Annotated in this window: 16 protein-coding genes; 6 read left to right on the top strand and 10 right to left on the bottom strand. The window is 58.3% G+C overall.

Translation table 11 applies throughout. The features are described 5' to 3' along the window. The first annotated feature begins 174 nt into the window (after positions 1 to 174). Positions 175 to 1,098, top strand: coding sequence for a phytanoyl-CoA dioxygenase family protein (locus KR100_RS04755; protein WP_239420407.1), 924 nt, complete (start codon positions 175 to 177; stop codon positions 1,096 to 1,098). Positions 1,099 to 1,136: 38 nt separating this feature from the next. Here the strand turns inward: KR100_RS04755 and KR100_RS04750 are convergent, their stop codons facing one another. The 4 genes from KR100_RS04750 to KR100_RS04735 form a co-directional block, all read right to left on the bottom strand. Further along, positions 1,137 to 1,724: an inorganic diphosphatase gene (locus KR100_RS04750; RefSeq protein ID WP_038543609.1), complete on the bottom strand. Its 588-nt coding sequence runs from the start codon at positions 1,722 to 1,724 to the stop codon at positions 1,137 to 1,139. Between the two features lie 71 nt (positions 1,725 to 1,795). Then, a complete protein-coding gene (locus KR100_RS04745) occupies positions 1,796 to 3,328 on the bottom strand; it encodes a carboxypeptidase M32 (RefSeq protein ID WP_038543607.1) in 1,533 nt (510 codons plus the stop codon). Between the two features lie 23 nt (positions 3,329 to 3,351). Then, complete coding sequence (locus KR100_RS04740; protein ID WP_038543605.1) at positions 3,352 to 3,582, bottom strand: hypothetical protein; 231 nt, start codon at positions 3,580 to 3,582, stop codon at positions 3,352 to 3,354. Between the two features lie 16 nt (positions 3,583 to 3,598). Then, complete coding sequence (locus tag KR100_RS04735) at positions 3,599 to 4,018, bottom strand: thiol-disulfide oxidoreductase DCC family protein (protein WP_038543603.1); 420 nt, start codon at positions 4,016 to 4,018, stop codon at positions 3,599 to 3,601. A gap of 77 nt (positions 4,019 to 4,095) precedes the next feature. On the opposite strand from KR100_RS04735, the gene KR100_RS04730 reads away from it, so the two are divergent. After that, positions 4,096 to 4,647, top strand: a complete 552-nt coding sequence (locus tag KR100_RS04730) for a secondary thiamine-phosphate synthase enzyme YjbQ (RefSeq protein WP_038547966.1) — start codon at positions 4,096 to 4,098, stop codon at positions 4,645 to 4,647. A 60-nt stretch (positions 4,648 to 4,707) separates the two neighbouring features. Here KR100_RS04730 and KR100_RS14375 read toward each other — a convergent pair whose 3' ends face one another. Next, positions 4,708 to 5,559 carry a mechanosensitive ion channel family protein gene (locus KR100_RS14375; protein WP_156097913.1) on the bottom strand — a complete coding sequence of 284 codons (852 nt, stop codon included), beginning with the start codon at positions 5,557 to 5,559 and terminating at the stop codon, positions 4,708 to 4,710. Then, complete coding sequence (locus KR100_RS14370; protein ID WP_162176481.1) at positions 5,556 to 6,965, bottom strand: hypothetical protein; 1,410 nt, start codon at positions 6,963 to 6,965, stop codon at positions 5,556 to 5,558. The genes KR100_RS14375 and KR100_RS14370 overlap by 4 nt, the downstream gene beginning before the upstream one ends. Positions 6,966 to 7,043: 78 nt before the next feature. Here KR100_RS14370 and KR100_RS04720 point away from each other — a divergent pair, with 78 nt between their 5' ends. The 3 genes from KR100_RS04720 to KR100_RS16490 are packed head-to-tail and all read left to right on the top strand — an operon-like array spanning position 7,044 to position 8,710. Beyond that, the gene (locus tag KR100_RS04720; protein WP_038543601.1) at positions 7,044 to 7,331 is read left to right on the top strand and encodes a 4a-hydroxytetrahydrobiopterin dehydratase; all 288 of its coding nucleotides are present in this window, start codon (positions 7,044 to 7,046) and stop codon (positions 7,329 to 7,331) included. Between the two features lie 19 nt (positions 7,332 to 7,350). Further along, entirely contained in the window at positions 7,351 to 8,532 is a 1,182-nt protein-coding gene (locus KR100_RS04715; protein WP_038543599.1) for a GTP-binding protein, read from the top strand. A gap of 28 nt (positions 8,533 to 8,560) precedes the next feature. Beyond that, complete coding sequence (locus KR100_RS16490) at positions 8,561 to 8,710, top strand: hypothetical protein (RefSeq protein ID WP_204207782.1); 150 nt, start codon at positions 8,561 to 8,563, stop codon at positions 8,708 to 8,710. Between the two features lie 138 nt (positions 8,711 to 8,848). Here the strand turns inward: KR100_RS16490 and KR100_RS04705 are convergent, their stop codons facing one another. Together KR100_RS04705 and KR100_RS04700 are read right to left on the bottom strand one after the other, a co-directional pair. After that, positions 8,849 to 9,382 carry a ferritin gene (locus KR100_RS04705; RefSeq protein ID WP_038543595.1) on the bottom strand — a complete coding sequence of 178 codons (534 nt, stop codon included), beginning with the start codon at positions 9,380 to 9,382 and terminating at the stop codon, positions 8,849 to 8,851. 48 nt (positions 9,383 to 9,430) lie between these two features. Continuing rightward, positions 9,431 to 10,510, bottom strand: a complete 1,080-nt coding sequence (locus KR100_RS04700) for an ABC transporter ATP-binding protein (RefSeq protein ID WP_369793824.1) — start codon at positions 10,508 to 10,510, stop codon at positions 9,431 to 9,433. A 586-nt stretch (positions 10,511 to 11,096) separates the two neighbouring features. Between KR100_RS04700 and KR100_RS04695 the strand changes: the two genes are divergently transcribed. After that, a complete protein-coding gene (locus KR100_RS04695; protein ID WP_038543593.1) occupies positions 11,097 to 12,632 on the top strand; it encodes an iron ABC transporter permease in 1,536 nt (511 codons plus the stop codon). Here the strand turns inward: KR100_RS04695 and KR100_RS04690 are convergent. Together KR100_RS04690 and KR100_RS04685 are read right to left on the bottom strand one after the other, a co-directional pair. After that, positions 12,611 to 14,767 carry a PhoX family phosphatase gene (locus KR100_RS04690; RefSeq protein ID WP_038543591.1) on the bottom strand — a complete coding sequence of 719 codons (2,157 nt, stop codon included), beginning with the start codon at positions 14,765 to 14,767 and terminating at the stop codon, positions 12,611 to 12,613. The genes KR100_RS04695 and KR100_RS04690 overlap by 22 nt on opposite strands. A gap of 4 nt (positions 14,768 to 14,771) precedes the next feature. Further along, positions 14,772 to 15,734, bottom strand: a complete 963-nt coding sequence (locus KR100_RS04685) for an esterase-like activity of phytase family protein (RefSeq protein ID WP_038543589.1) — start codon at positions 15,732 to 15,734, stop codon at positions 14,772 to 14,774. Positions 15,735 to 15,809 lie beyond the last annotated feature (75 nt).

Raw genomic sequence — 15,809 nt, 5'->3', positions numbered from 1 at the left:
TCTCCGTTTCATGTCTTTATTAAATGACTCCGATACATGGCACCGTCTCGTCTCTGTATCTCGTCTTTCCGTCTCGCCCCCGGTTCTCATCTCAGTCTCATCCCGGTCCGATCGCTCCGTGCCATCCCGCGGGGGCTCCGCTAAATCCATGAATCACTGGGGGTACGCTCGCTGATGCCAAGCAAGCCCGGTAAGGGTCTGGGCATGCCAGCAGCGTCAGCACAAAGCTCCTCACCTCCGGCTTTGGCCCTGCCAACGCTTCTGGAAGGAGACGAGAGGGTCCTGGCCACCGAAGCCCTGTCCTTCCCCTTCAAGGATCTGATCAGAAGCAAGCGCTGCTTTCTTCGGGCGGCATGGACCCTGAACCGCCAGGGGGTGGTTGTGCTGAGAGGTGCTGCATCAGCGGATCTGGTCGCCGCACTGAACCGTCAGGTCGCCCAGATTCTTGAGGATGCCTCCCAGCCGGAACGCTCAGGGATCGATGAGATCGCCTACCTGAATCTGCCCAGCCGCCGGGTCCTGAAGGGATACAACACCTTCGTGGACGCCGATCGGCCCGTGATCAACTATCGCGTTCAGCGACCGGATGGTCGCAGCGGCAGTGATGCAGGGATGGTCGACATCTTTCATCCCGAACGGCTCTCCTCGGCGATGAACGACCTGGTTCAGTCCTGCCTGCATGAACCACAGGTGCGACGGCTGGTGATGGCCTCCTGTCTCACGCCGGTGCGGGTCAAGTGCCGCAATCTTTACGTCAATCGTGGCGTCCAGGACACCCGCGGGTATCACTGCGACGGCCGCTCCCTGAAGTTCAAGTCGTTTGTGTTTCTCTCCCAGGTCGGCAGTCTCGACATCGGCCCTTATTGCTATGTGCCCAGCTCTCACCGAGAGAGGCGCAGCTGGAAACGCAGCCGTGCATTCAACGAACAACACGGCATTGGAACCTACGAGTTCAGCCAGCTGGATGACACCACGGCCCTACCCCTGTTCGCGTCCCCAGGAGACATGGTGATCTCCTCCCAACGAGGAGCTCACCGGGGCCACCCCCAGCATCCCGATGCCAGCAGAAGCGTGCTGGTGAACATGTACCAGCGCTGACCCCCAGAGACGCTTCCCTCGGAAACCTCCGCTCCCGATCAATCAACCAAGATTGGGTCGATCTCCTTGAGATAGCGAGCTTCGCAGCTCTTGATGATCTCAACCGCCTTGTCTGGACCGAAGAAGCCATTGACGGTGCAGGTCCCAGGCTTTTTGAGGTCCTTGTAATGCTCCCAGTAATAGGTGGTTTCCTTCTTCCAGTGCTCGCCGAGATCTTCGAAGCTCTTGATGTGATCGACACGCTTGTCGTCCGCCAGAACAGCGATCACCTTGTCGTCCACCTCACCGCCATCGTCGAAGGTCATCACACCGATGATGCGCGCTTCAACAATCGATCCAGGGACGAGGGGCTCGGTCACATTGACGATCTCGATGTCGAGGGGATCACCGTCCTCGTCCCAGGTGCGAGGGATGCATCCGTAGGCAAAGGGATAAGCCAGGGATGAGTAGCCAACCCGATCCAGTTTGAGATGACCGGTTTCGGTGATCAGCTCGTACTTGTTGATGGTGTTGGAGTTGAGCTCCACAATCGTGTTGAGACGAAGCTCCGCTTCATCAGCGAAGGCCGGAAGCACGTGCAGCAGGTTGGGCATGCTGCGGCTGGGAGCCTGCTCGAGATTGGCCATGAATGGCGGTCGATTGCGCCGGGATCTTACGCGGCGGCCGCCATGGCTTGCCTGAAGCAGTGATCTGGCCGTCAGGCCAGGGGCGATGCGGTGTTGGTTGAGAGGGCCTCCAGCTTCGACTCGAGGTAGCGCAGGAAGGGTTCACTGCTGAGGGGATGACCACTCACCTGCCGGACCAGCCCCTCCGCATTGAGAGCCCGTCCGACGGAATGGACTCGCGTTCTCAACCAGTCCAGCAGGAGCTGAACATCACCCGATTCGATGTGCTGCTCCGGGGCACCGATCTCCGCAGTCATCGCTTCACTCAATTGAGCACTGATGAGATGTCCCAGCAGATACGAGGGGAAGTAGCCAAACAGTCCCTCGGACCAATGCACATCCTGAAGACAGCCCTCGGCGTCGTCGCCAGGGGACACACCCAGCAGCTGCTGGTAGCGATCCCCCCATTCACGGGGCAGATCCTCCACAGGCAAGCCCTCCTCAAGCAGGGCGATCTCAAGATCCGTGCGAATCATGATGTGGAGGCCATAACTCAGCTCATCCGCTTCAACGCGGTTGAGACCCGGCGCCAGGGGATTGAGGTCTCGCCAGAAATCATCGGCACTTTTGAAGGGCGCTCCCTGTTCTGAGAATCGGCCCCACCACTGCTTGGCAAAGGCAAAACTGCGCGCCACTCGGTTTTCCCAGAAGAGCGACTGGCTTTCATGAACCGCCATTGATGTGGCCTGTCCAAGCGGCCAGGCAAACCACTGATGGGTCTGATTCGGCAGCCCCTGTTCATAAAGGGAGTGGCCCCACTCATGGGCTGTCGCCAGAAAACAGGAGAGGGGTTGCCCCTTCACGATTCTGGTGGTGAGTCGGTAGTCGGAGGGCCCGAGCGTGATCGAAAACGGATGGGGGGACTGGGCCACGCAACTGATGGCCGGATCCTGTCCCCATGAGGTCAACAGCTCCTGGCACAGTCTGTGTTGGCCGTTCTCGGACAAATCCCAGCCAAGCCTGCGGGGACGCGGGGAACTCGTTGCCAAGGCGACCAGCTCCGGCAGACGACGTCGCAACGGAGCCAACAGGTCCCTGAGTCTCGGCAGGGTCAGATCAGGCTCGAACGGTTGCGCCAATGTTTCCCAGCAACTGCGTGGCTCCGCCAGCTGAGCTGCCTGGTCCTGGCGCAGCTTGATCATCCGCTCCAATGCCGGAGCAAACAGGGAGAAATCAGAGGATCGGCGAGCCTGCTGCCAGAGGTTGTACCCCTCCGACTTGGCCATCGCCAAGGCTGCGACCAGCGCAGGGTCAAGGGCCCGCTGCCTGCGCAGATCCTGCTCCAGAAGATCAAGATTTCGGCCGCGATCGCTGGTGGCCTCCGTCTCTGAGGAGTCCGTCCACTCCTGCCGGGCAGCGTGAATCAACTCCGCGTAATGGTCTGCGCTTTGACGGGCATGGAGCTGGGTGGCCAAAAGTGACAGCTGTTCACCTCTCCACACCGATCCGCCACTTGGCATCCGGGTGTTCTGGTCCCAGTAGAGGGCGCTCTGGATCGAACCGAGAAGCTGCGTTTCCCTGAGATACGACCCCAGGCGATCCCAAGCCGAAGACGCGGCTTTCATCTGAACTACCGATTCGCCAAACGTTAACGAGACGCCTGCTCGGACGATCTGTCCCCGGCGGAATCAGGCTCGCCTTGATTCTCCCTGAGGCGCTTCAACCAGCGGCTGTAGGCCACGGTGCGTTCCTGATCGGTCCCATCGGTCACACGGTCGGAAAATCCTTCGAACGGAGGATGGGATTGGTTCTGCACAGTGAAGACGGATGCCTCTTCACCAGTGTGGGCACAACGATCCTGTGAATCAATGGTGGCCACATCAAGAGCGGCTGCTTCAAGGGGAGCTGTTCTCCACGGTCTTGCATTGCTGGCGATCCCGGCAGAGCGTGTCGAGATCCGGGCGCCCTGTGATCTGGAGCCTCCGATCAGCCCAGAGTCCATACACCGCATCAACCAGCGGAGCGATCAACGGCAGGCGCGTCGGGCGATAAATCCAGCCAAGACCGATCAATCGATAGGCCTCTCGAAAAACAGCAACGTCGCGGAGCACGGCGCCGGACCCATCGATGGCATGAATCCTGCCCATGGCTTGCCGATAGCCGATGCCGCCATGGGCCATCGGGTCGTAATCCGAGGCGTCGATATCCACAAACGCGAGTCGTTGATCGCGATCACGGGATCGGAGAAAACGAACCTCCCGAACGCACAGCGGGCAGCCACCGTCGTACAGCAGGGTGAGATCCGGAGTAACCATCAAGCTCGAATTCCTGCATCAAGACCTCTGCCTAGGTTGATGGAACCAGGCCTGGAACCGTGGCAGATCAACTGACAATGATCCGGCACGAGCTGGACGTTCCGACGCGCGGCAAAGGGTTCACGCGGCTGGACCCGATGATCAACCGGTGGTTGACCGGTACGGGCATCGGCGAGGGTGCTCTGCATCTCACCTGCCTCCACACCAGCGCCAGTCTCACGATCAACGAAAACGCTGATCCAAGGGTGTTGGAGGATCTGGCGAACTGGATGGATCGGGTCGTCCCCCGGGACCATCCCTACCGGCATCGCGATGAAGGTCCGGACGATATGCCGGCGCACATTCGCACTGCGTTAACGGCTCAGACGATGACGCTGAGCCTCGCCAGAGGGCAGCTGTGGCTTGGCACCTGGCAGGCTCTCTATCTCTGGGAACACCGGGATGCACCTCACCAACGCCGCATCGCCTGTCAACTGATTGGTGAGCAGGATTCAGCTGCTCAACAGGCCACCCAATTGAACGAGGACATCCTGAAGCGCCATGACCCTGAGGCGTGGGCCCGCGATGGAGGCGTGGAGACCGAGGTTGATCTGATGGTGGATCGACTGCACGACATCACATCGGATTGACTCCCCGGGGATCAAGGAGTTCGGCCGGCTTCTGGATAAAGATCGAGGTTGGGAAGGGCATCACAATGTTTTCTCTCTCCACAAAGTGAGAAGATCATGGTTGATCCGATCCACAGCCTTCAGAAAAAGGCCATAGGTGCGATGAAAGGCTCGGAAATCAAAAATAAAGTCGTAGCTGTAGTCAGAGATTTTCAGCAATTCGCAACTGCCAAAGGTGATCTGCTCATCAAGACAAACAAGCTGTTTGATCTGCTCAGGAACGGTCCTCCGCACAGCTTCTGGGGTCTGATAAGCCACACGCAAGACGATTCTGGACATCAGAACCTGAGCGATGATCTGCTTAAAACGAACAAAAATCTTTTTGCGCGTTTCCAGATAATCCTCCCACGTTAAAAAATCCCCATAGCCAAAACCAATGATCGTCAATTCATCTCCGTTCACCTGTTCAACATCGACTCGCGTATCAGATAAATCACCCGAACCCTCCAGGTACCTGTTAATGAAGAAGAGCAGTTGATTCACCTGAGCAGACGTCAGCGAAACACCAATCGGAACACGGATTTCAACACCCTGACGATGTTCGTAACCCGTCAGCAGTTGACGGTCTGAATAATTAACGATGATCGAATCATCTGCAATTGAGTTTGGAATAGCAACCGTACTTGTCAGTGTTTGAATCTCAATCGAACGCAACCCAATTTTGGTGACATATCCCAGATAGTCACCAATCCTGCAGAACTCACCAACACGCAGCGGGCGGTCCGTTTGAATCGAAAAACCCGCAAAAAGATTGCTGAGCAACTTGGACGCACCAAGCGCGATCGCCAGACCAGGCACGGACGACAACGCAAGCACAAGGCTGCCGGGGAGACCGAGCTGAATTAACATTCGGTACACAAGGAAAAGCGTCACGATGCCGTAATAGCCCGGCAGATAGGCTGGACACGACTACCCCAACGTTTCAGCTTGATCGACGAATCACTACCACGTACACGCAGCAAAGTTTCCGCACCCGATTTACCAAGTGCCTCAAAAAAGTAAAACGCGAGCAGACAAGCAGAGAGGCACCAAGCCACGTAAAAGAAGTACGTGGCAAAGACCAGAGGAACACCAGTGAAATTCAAATAGTCGTCAACAAAAACCTTGGAGATTGTCGTCAGCGGAAGAATCGGCAGAACATATAAAACACGGGTCCAAGCCACTTCATCATCCTTCCAGACACCATCAAGCCGCTCTTGAGCGGAAATTGTTGTCAGGATTGCAGCTCGATTCACATGGCTTGCAATCAATCTCGAAACCAGAAGGAAAACGATAACGATGTAGAGAGCAAATGTGAGTGTTGCAAATACAATCTGAAAAGCCGTCTGACCTGCAAAAACATCAACCTCGATGAATTCATGAACCCAGTCAGGCAGATTGAGATACCACTTCGGCGGCACAAGATGCCATGGCGTTCTAATGAAATTGCGATAAAAATCTGGGGTTGCGAATGGAACTCCTTTAAATGTTTCAGCTTTAGACTCGATTTCCTTGTACATCTTTGCCGCACTGGCAACCGTTGAAGGGCTGAAATACCAGTCATTTCCTTCCTGCTCAGCATCACTCGCCAACACGATTCCTGTACTTGGGAGGCGCCAGGTCAACACGTCACGCCTCACCAGACCTTGATTCATCAAACGCACACCTTCCTCATCCGGAATTTCAATCGGACGGCGGCTACTGGAAAACACATAATCCAAAACCAATTTTAGTTGTATGGCGGCCTCATCAACAAGATCATCTCTTACACTTTCTGGAAAATCCGAACCATTCAAGGCTTTAATAGCAAGCCCAAACAGGACATCAACATTTCGAATTCGGGTCTTCATTTCAGGTGTCCAACCGAAACCCGGGTCTTGCTTGGCGTCTCTGCGGATCGACTCGATTTCAGACCCAATACTCGCCATCACGGCGTAAAAATTCAACAGGGTTTCCTTGGGAGCACGATCTTCGACATGACCGATTGGTGAGTCGTCCCAGAAGAGAGCCAGACGCTGAAGCTCGTCATAAAACGGCTGGTCTTCAATCTTGATGATCGGATTGAGGACCTCCCCTTCGATACCAATGATGGTTGTTTTTTGAACCTCAGGGGTTTCTAATGAATTCACTTCATTGGTCTCGTCCTGATCTGTTCCATCCGCTTCATCTTGAACAAGATCGACCGTTTCCTCAACAGGTTGATCCTGCGCACCAGCATCGATTGAGATGGCCAGGGTGAACACAAGGCTGAGCAGACAGGCGGTGAAAAAGCAAAGAAAGCGTCGCAATGCTGTTGTCACCGATGGGAGCAAGAGATGTGTCCACATTTTCCCAGAGAGAGGACAACACAATGGGATGCGTCCCCGGTTTCACGTCCCATGGCCACCCTGCTCACAACGGATCAGCGACAGCAGCTCACGACAACGCTGCCGCTTTGGACGCTGAGCGACGATCGACTGAGACGTGATCTCGAGTTCCGTGATTTTGTCGAGGCTTTCGGGTTCATGAGCCAGGTGGCTCTCCTGGCTGAATCGCGCGGGCACCATCCCAACTGGAGCAACGTCTACAACCGCATCTCGATCGAACTCACCACCCACGACCTTGGAGGCCTGAGCGACCTTGATGCCGGCCTGGCTGCCGCCATCGATGCCTTGCTGCCAGCATGAGCTGAGTGGGATCACTGTTATGACCTCAGCCACCGCATCAGCCGGTGTCCCCGTCACCATCCTCACCGGCTTTCTTGGGGCTGGGAAAACCACCCTTCTGAACCACATCCTCAGCAATCAGGACGGCGTCAAGACCGCAGTGCTGGTGAATGAATTCGGCGAGATCGGCATCGATAACGAGCTGGTGGTGACCACCGCTGAAGACATGGTGGAGTTGAGCAACGGCTGCATCTGCTGCTCGATCAACGACGAGCTGATGGAAACGGTGGAGCGAGTGATCTCACGTCCAGAACAACTGGACTACATCGTGGTGGAGACCACGGGGCTTGCCGATCCCCTGCCGGTGGCCATGACCTTTCTGGGCAGCGAACTGCGGGAGCAGACGCGACTGGATTCGATCATCACCCTCATCGATGCCGAAAACTTCGATCAGGCCGTGCTGGACACGCAGGTGGGTCGGGCTCAGGTGATTTACGGCGACATACTGTTGCTGAACAAGGTGGACCTGGTCCCCCCTGAACGCCTCAAGGCTGTTGAGCAGGAGCTTCGCGATGTGAAGAACGACGCCCGCATCCTGCACTCGGTGAAAGGTGATGTTCCCCTGCCCCTGCTGCTCAGCGTTGGCTTGTTCGAATCAGACAAGGTGGCCGACTCTCCGCAGAGCCCCGACCACGACCACGGCCACGATCACGCGCACAGCCACGACCACGACCACGACCGTGACCACAGCCACGATCACGCGCACGGACACAGCCATGACCACGGGCACGGGCACAGCCACGACCATGGACTCAGCCACGACCATGGACACAGCCACGACCATGGACACAGCCACGATCACGGACATAGCCATGACCACGGGCACGGGCACAGCAACGACCATGGGCACCAACACAGTGACCATCTGGCCGTGGATGGCTTCACCTCTCTCTCCTTCAGCAGTGATGGGCCGTTTGCGCTGAGGCGATTTCAGAATTTTCTGGACAACGAGCTGCCGGCAGAGGTGTTCCGGGCCAAAGGGATTCTCTGGTTCGAGGAAAGCGAACGACGCCATGTGTTCCATCTGGCTGGCAAGCGCTTTTCCATTGACGACAGCGATTGGACCGGCGCGCGAAAGAACCAGCTTGTGCTGATCGGACGTGACCTTGATCACAACACCCTTCGACAGCAGCTTCAGGCCTGCGTTGCCCCGACAAGCTGACTATGTTGATGCGATGGTGATCGGATCCATGGCTGAAACACTCGCGCTCCTTGCTCTTGTGATGGCCGCCAGCCTCTTGATCTGGCTTCTGGAGGATTCCGATGACGACAATTCCGGCGGTGGTCTTCGTGAACCCGTCCTGATCCCGATTCCTGTGCGAGACCAGCCCCGTCGCTGATCGTGTGACTCAACAATCGCAAGCCCCCTGCTGATCCAGGGAGTTTTTTGTTGGTCCAGAACCCGGGGGCTGCCTGAAATCCTCTTCTGAAAAAAATGTCGCCGGCGCTGGAGAATCTGTCCCTCTGGTCCTGATCAGTCAGTTCGCCGCAACGACTCCAAAACCCGATCCTCCCTTCACGGACGCCAGAGCTGTTCCGTCCAGGAATTGCTGATCCAGAAGCAGCAGCGCTGCTGTATTCGCCCCGGCAAGGCGCAGACGCTTGCAGACAAAGCGGGCTTCTGCTTCCTCCTGCACCTGTTCCTCAACAAACCAATCGAGCATGGCTGTGGCACTGCGTTCATTGAGCTGTTCAGCAAGGCTGTAAAGCCTGTCAATGGAGGCCGTGACACCCTTTTCCAAGCTGGCAACAACATCAAACAGGTCCTTCACGGATGGCCAGCTCCGTTCCGGCGCTTCAACAGTGGGTAACTCAACTTGCTGATCACTGTCAACTAGAAATGCGATCATTCGATATGCATGACCGCGCTCTTCATTGCTCTTATTCAATATATAAGTGGAAAAACCAATCAGATCATTTTCGCGCAGCCAAATTGGCATCGCGAGATATGTGTGGCTGGCCTGAAATTCAGATGCCAAATGATCATTGATCGCACGCGTGAGATCTTTCATGAACAAAGGGGAAAATCAATGAATGGGTGATTCAAGAATCCAGAGCGGTTAAAAACCAATCTTTCTCAAGTCAATTCGTTGGGGTAATAACTTGACTGAGGCGTCGTCTTTTAAAGCCACGCGACAACGAGCGTGGGGCAGATAATCCTGTTCCAATGGACACCTGGCACGCAGAAGCAAGTCACCAAGTCGGATTCTGTATTCCCAGAGGTCACCGAGAAACTCTCGCCCGAGCACACTGGCCTGAGCTCCTGGTTCAGCAACCAGACCAATGGCCTGCGGATCAACCAGCACGCAGGATTCATCGGGCCAATCCTGCTGAAGCGCCTCAAGCTGAGCACGATTCCTGAAACTGCCGAGAGCACAAGAAAGCTCTCCTTTCCTGGGGGGCTGCACAGGAATGACATTGCTCTGCAGGACAAACGAGCCCACAAAAGCGGTTGCCGGGTCGCGCACAATCTCCTGGGGGGACGCGCATTGATGAAGGGAGCCGTCACGCATCACGGCCACGCGATCACAGATCGCCAGGGCTTCCCCTGGATCGTGGGTCACGATGACGCCGCTCGCACCGCAGGCCTGCAACACTCCGCTGAGTTCGCCGCGAAGGCGTAGACGCACCTCAACATCCAGGCTGGAAAAAGGTTCGTCGAGCAACACAACCCTTGGCGAGGGGGCCAAGGCCCTGGCCAGGGCCAGGCGTTGACGCTGCCCACCGGAAAGCTGATGGGGAAAGCGCTTCTCGAGCCCTTGAATCCCAAGCAGCTCAAACAGCCAGGACACACGGCTGGTGTCGGCACCCCTCACCAAACCGAAACAGGCGTTCTGCCAAGCCGTCAGGTGAGGGAAGAGGGCATAGTCCTGAAAGACCATGCCCACACCACGTCGCTCGGGTGGAACCAGTCGCCCTGCACCAGCCACCGGAGCCCCGTGCATGAGAATGGTCCCCTTGGCAGGATGTTCAAAACCTGCAATACAGCGCAGAAGGGTCGTTTTTCCGCAACCCGATGGCCCCAGAAGGCCGAGAAGCTCTCCTTCGGCGATATCAAGATCGATGCCCCTGAGTGACCAGACATCACCCGATCCGGGGTATCGGTGCCAGATCGACTGAAGCGCGACAGGATTCACCACCAGCAACGATTAATTGAGTCAGTACGGTGAATCATGAAAAGGAACGGTCCGGACGACCGCATCAATTGAGTTGATGCGATGTGCGATTTAAACCTTGACCGATTGTTGATCATCGACCTTCATTGATATGACATCTTTTAACTGTCAATCGACATTGATCGTGCCATTCAAGTAGACCTCATCTGAGCTCCCTAAAACAGCGTCGGAGCACCCCCGAATTTGTTCTCAAGCCGGTTTCGTTATGCGCTTCAGTGCAACCCGGCCGTTATCGATTGCGAGCCAGCGGCGACAACACGCTCACGCTTTTCCTGAAAAAAATCTTCCGACGGATCCACTGCCCTGGGACCCTGGTTCAAGCGGTTTCCTGACGGTGAAAACAAGTTTTTACGATACGAATGACTTTGCTCAGAGGCATCACTTTTGCCAGGCAAAGAAACAGAGTCAGCACCGCCTTACCCGGCGTCGAGCCATATTTCATCGACTAACGACAACATCAATTGGCATCAAATCATGCCAGATCAGATGCTGATCACCACTCCCTGAGTTGCTGTATAGAATCCGAAAAACAATTGACCGGTCGAGCTGAATGGCGATAACTCCTCTGATACGTTCCGGCAACAGAACTGTTCTTGTTGTTCTTTCCGCGTCAATCGCCCTTCTGGCAATCTGGCCTCTATTAAGTTTAATCAGTGAGGCCATTCAAGCCTCTGAAGGAAACGTTCTTCAACTCAGTGCTGATGGCGGCGAACAGATTCTTGGCACCCTTCAGCTTCTGATCGGCAGTGCCCTCGTCGGCACGGTGATCGGAGCGGCCAACGGCTGGCTTCTCAGCAACTGTCGTTTCCCTGGCCGCCGCTGGCTACGCATCGCCCAGCTGATCCCCCTGGCAACCCCCGCTTATCTGCTCTCGGCCACGTTGATCGACCTGGGCAGTCGCAGCGGATTTCTCATCCACGGCATCGGCTGGGGCATCACCGTGATGGCGCTCAGTACTTATCCCTACGTGTTTCTGTTGAGCACCGAAAGCTTCTCCGTCAGTGGTCGCCGCCAGCTTGAAGCCTGCCGAAGCCTCGGCGTTGGGCCGTGGCAAGCCTTCCGTCGCGTTGCCTTGCCGATTGCCCTGCCAGCCATCGGTGCGGGGATCGCCCTGATGGGAATGGAAATCGTGAACGAACTTGGAGCCGTCGAACTGCTGGGTATTCCGAGTCTTTCCGCCGGAATTCTCGAGGCCTGGCAGGCGGAAGGGAATCCCGCTGGAGCGATTGCACTGGCGCTGGTCACCCTGGTCATTGTGCTCGGTCTCGTCGCAGCCGAACGTCAGCTGCGTCAACGCAGCCGTCGTTGGAGCGACGGTGTTGGCGGAGGGGATGCAACGGCCTGGAACCTGAGCGGTCCTCGGGCCTTATCCGCGCAGCTTCTCGCTCTGCTTCCGCCCGCCCTGAGTCTCGGCATCCCTCTCTGCTGGGGCGCTCTGAACCTCGATCAGCTCAGCCAGCCTCAGGGAGACGATCTGTTTGTCATGGTCCTACGGACCTTTCTGCTCGGGCTTGCCGCAGCTCTGCTCGCCGTCCTGGCATCACTGATTCTTGCCCTGGCGAAACGCTGGATCGAGGCTGGCTGGCTGAAAGGCCTCACCTTCCTGGCCGGGATGGGCTACGCCATTCCAGGCACCGTGCTGGCCTTGGCTCTGCTGTTTGCCAACGCACCATGGCAGTTCAGTCCGATTGTTCTTCTGCTCTGGGGATACAGCGACCGATTTCTGGCCGTCTCCAAAGGTGGAATTGATGCCGCCTTGGAGCGCATCAATCCGTCATTGGATGAGGCTGCAACCGGCATGGGACTGAACTGGCTTCAGGTTCTTCAGAACGTGCATCTCCCCCTGCTGCGGGGTCCGATGACCGTTGGGCTGTTGTTGGTGTTCGTCGACACGGTGAAGGAACTGCCGCTCACGTTCGCGCTGCGCCCCTTCGATTTCGACACCCTGTCCGTGCGGGTCTATCAGTACGCCGGCGATGAACGGCTCGCCGAAGCTCTGCTGCCGGCCCTGATGATCCTGGTGCTGGGCCTGCTGGCATCGATGGCGCTGGTGCCAAGCCTCGATCAGGCCTCCAGCAAGGACTGACCGCTGCTGCGACGGATCGCCACCACACCGGAGCGGGGCGGCCGATCGGGCGCCTGGGCTGGCCAGTTGGAGCCAAGCGGGAGCCGGCGCAGTTGCTGAAAGACGTTGCCCTCACGATCCACCAGGTCATGAGCCTGGAACTCCTCATCGCCCTGCTGGCGAGATCCATGCAGCTCACCGGGATGCTGAATCGCAAGGAAGACTGTCTCCTCCGGGCGATCCAGACAGACGCCGGTGACCTCACACTCCATGGGACCGATGGCAAAACAGGCTGCCGACTCCTCCGAGTCAACCTGACGCGGTACAAACCAGCAGCTGTTGTTGCCGAACACATCCCCCGCTGACCCTTTCATCGAGCGATCCGTGACAACCCAGAGATTTCCTTTCGAGTCGACAGCCACATTGTCGGGATTGGTGAACCCCAGACCACCGGCCCAGGGGGTGCCCCCAGTCGCTGCCATCCTCCAGCGGAAACCGTTCTCACCCTGGTCGCTGAGACGCATCACCCAGCCGTTGGGCCAGCTGGACTGACCCTCCGGCCCCTGAAACACAGCAGGATCAGCACCTCCGGTGCTTCCCGGCGAACCGGACGTGAAGGCAATCAACAGATCACCACTGATGGGGTCGATCTTGGTGTCTTCCGGACGGGCGGTCGGAGTCGCCCCGATGGCGCTGGCCGCCAGGTGGGCATCCACCAAAATCGCCCCCTGCAACGCATCCCCATCGCCCCGATAAAGGCTGGCAAGGGTTGGGTAACGCTCGCGGTAAGCCTGAACGGACGCATCGTCGCGGAACAGCTCGGCAACGGCCTGCAGGCGATCGCTGTTGGGAAGCTCCACGGGGCAGGCGAGGTCCGCTTGATCAAACCGGCTTGGCAGGAATGGATCCACCGCGGTGTCTGGGCGCAGCGGCAGCCAAGTGCCCGTGCCATCGGCCTGGAAGCGGGCCACCTGCAGCTCACCGTCCTCCAGAAGACGGGAATTGGCCTTGTCCTTCACATCCGTGACCGTCTTGCTGCTGACGAAGCGGTAGAGATGGCCACCGCGTCTGTCGCAGCCGGAATACACCAGCAGGGGTTGGCCCGCTTCCGCACGCACCGCCACCGCCTCATGGCGAAACCGTCCCAGCGCCGTGTGCTTGACCGCCTGCTGATCGGGGGCGTCCGGATCGACTTCCACCATCCAGCCGTACTTGTTCCCCGCCAGGCCATAGACATTGCCGAGCCCGTACAACTTGCGCTCTCGGCAGAGGAAGGGACGCTGCCCGGGAGGGACAGAACTGCCGTCAGCGAACACGGGCTCCGGCACCTGGGACTGGAAATTTTCCTCCGCGCTGAGCACCGTGCCCCAGGGGGTGGTGCCGCCGCCGCAGTTGGCGAAGGTGCCGATCACCGCGCTGCCCAGTCCGTCGTTGTAACCCAGACGGCTGGCCGCCTCAAACACCTTGGTGGCCGGCCCTGTCGAACACAGCCGATCGGCCGGATGGTTGAGGCCGGCGATGCCATCGATGCGCCGGTCCTGGGGGCCGTTGGCGCGCACCCAGTGGCCCTTGCCATCGCGTTTCAAGGTCATCACACCAATCCCGAGATCGGTCATCGCCTGATCAGCGACGGCACGGATCTGCCCCAGACGGGGGTCCGTGGCGGCCAGGGCCGTGCAATCGATCACGCCATCCACTGGCGCCAAGGACCGCACCAGAGCTGTGTAAGGGAGAGGCTGACCCACCACCTCCTGAAAGCCATCCACCCAGGGCTTCGGGCTGATGTATTCGAAGTTCACGGTCATCGATGCCCGGTTCGCATCGTGCTGCACAAAGCCGAGGTGATCGTTGTTGAACCCGAAACGACTGCTGCCCAGGGCATCCCCCCATGCCGCGAGGAGATCGGAACGGAACCCCTCCGGCACGACAAGCCGGTCCTCAACAGTCATCTCGCGGTAGGTGGTCTGCTGTTGAGCTGCCGTCAGGCCATCACTGTTCACCGGCAGGGGAACGCGCACCGGTTGAAAGGGGAAAGCGCTGCTGTTTGGCGAAGCAGCGGACGCGCGGGCTGAAGAGCTACCCCCGGCCTTGGCCGCAAGCAAACCCACGCCCCCAAAGCCGAGCATGGACAGAACAGAGCGGCGGCGCAGCGTCATCGCATCAGTCAGGGCAGGCGTCAGTGCGGCGCGGAGCCATCACTGCGATCCAGCTTGACTGGAGTGGGTTGAAGTTGTCGTCACTCGCCAATACCAACGTAGTGCGTCCATCGCTCAACTGAGGACCAACAGCCAGGGCCTCCCAGTTGTCTGCAGGCAGACCGGCAGCCAGCAGATCCCACCCCAACACCGGCTTCAGAGGTGGAGCCGACCTGTCGGGGTAAGGAAGCAGAAGCAGCGTGGCGGACCAGGAGATCGGCGGCTGATAGCCGCGGATCAGACCCAGCACGTGATGGGAGGCAGGCAGTGCCAGGAGCTCGGTCAGCCCGTCGTTTTCTCCAACAGACGAGAGATCCATTGATCCACTCAGCCCCACGGCTCCATGGTGGCCGATCCGTGCGATCGGCACCGCCGCGGGGTCATCGCTCTGCAGCAATGGCCGTTCAGCGGCCAGCAGCAGCTCCGTCGGGCTCAGTGCCGTGAGCGATTCCGGTCCCTTGTTGACCGCCAGTCCCCGTCCCGGTGAGGCCTGCCAGCTGTCTGGAAGTGGAATGGTCTGCTGCTGCCGCCCCGTCGCCAGATCGATGCGGATCAATCTGGCCGGGCGTTCCGGCGTGCGTTGCCCCTCGCTGGCAATCCAGGCATTGTTCCCGTCCAGCACCAGACCTTCACCGTCAAATCCCTCCGGCAACGGTTGACCCGACCGATCTCGCAACTGCAAGCGCGGACCAGGCGTGAGCTTGGTCTGGGTTCCCCGAAGCAGCTTGGCCAGCCCGCCCCAGGGGATCAGATGTCCACGAGGTGAATCACTGAGCAACCAGAGACGATCCTGCCGGGGCTGGTACGCGGCAGCTGAGAAACCGCCGATCGGGCGTCCGTCCCTGGCTTCGCGGGGGAGGGCTTCCGTGCGGATCAAGTCCCAGCCGGCATCCAGCGGGCAGGGCAGCGGCAGATCCAGCGGCATCATGATCGGAAGACCTTGGTCCGGTTCAGTCTGCGTTCAAGATCCGTTGACACATTGATTTTCACAATCAGCACAGGG

Source organism: Synechococcus sp. KORDI-100 (assembly GCF_000737535.1).
GTDB lineage: Bacteria > Cyanobacteriota > Cyanobacteriia > PCC-6307 > Cyanobiaceae > Parasynechococcus.
The sequence above is the reverse complement of the archived record's forward strand: the minus strand, read 5'-3'. Positions and strand labels throughout refer to the sequence as shown.

Coding starts and splice junctions, on each gene's coding strand:
- KR100_RS04755 (WP_239420407.1), top strand. CDS start 175: ATGCCAAGCAAGCCCGGTAAGGGTCTGGGCATGCCAGCAGCGTCAGCA.
- KR100_RS04750 (WP_038543609.1), bottom strand. CDS start 1,724: ATGGCCAATCTCGAGCAGGCTCCCAGCCGCAGCATGCCCAACCTGCTG.
- KR100_RS04745 (WP_038543607.1), bottom strand. CDS start 3,328: ATGAAAGCCGCGTCTTCGGCTTGGGATCGCCTGGGGTCGTATCTCAGG.
- KR100_RS04735 (WP_038543603.1), bottom strand. CDS start 4,018: ATGGTTACTCCGGATCTCACCCTGCTGTACGACGGTGGCTGCCCGCTG.
- KR100_RS04730 (WP_038547966.1), top strand. CDS start 4,096: ATGATCCGGCACGAGCTGGACGTTCCGACGCGCGGCAAAGGGTTCACG.
- KR100_RS04720 (WP_038543601.1), top strand. CDS start 7,044: ATGGCCACCCTGCTCACAACGGATCAGCGACAGCAGCTCACGACAACG.
- KR100_RS04715 (WP_038543599.1), top strand. CDS start 7,351: ATGACCTCAGCCACCGCATCAGCCGGTGTCCCCGTCACCATCCTCACC.
- KR100_RS16490 (WP_204207782.1), top strand. CDS start 8,561: ATGGCTGAAACACTCGCGCTCCTTGCTCTTGTGATGGCCGCCAGCCTC.
- KR100_RS04705 (WP_038543595.1), bottom strand. CDS start 9,382: ATGAAAGATCTCACGCGTGCGATCAATGATCATTTGGCATCTGAATTT.
- KR100_RS04695 (WP_038543593.1), top strand. CDS start 11,097: ATGGCGATAACTCCTCTGATACGTTCCGGCAACAGAACTGTTCTTGTT.
- KR100_RS04690 (WP_038543591.1), bottom strand. CDS start 14,767: ATGACGCTGCGCCGCCGCTCTGTTCTGTCCATGCTCGGCTTTGGGGGC.
- KR100_RS04685 (WP_038543589.1), bottom strand. CDS start 15,734: ATGATGCCGCTGGATCTGCCGCTGCCCTGCCCGCTGGATGCCGGCTGG.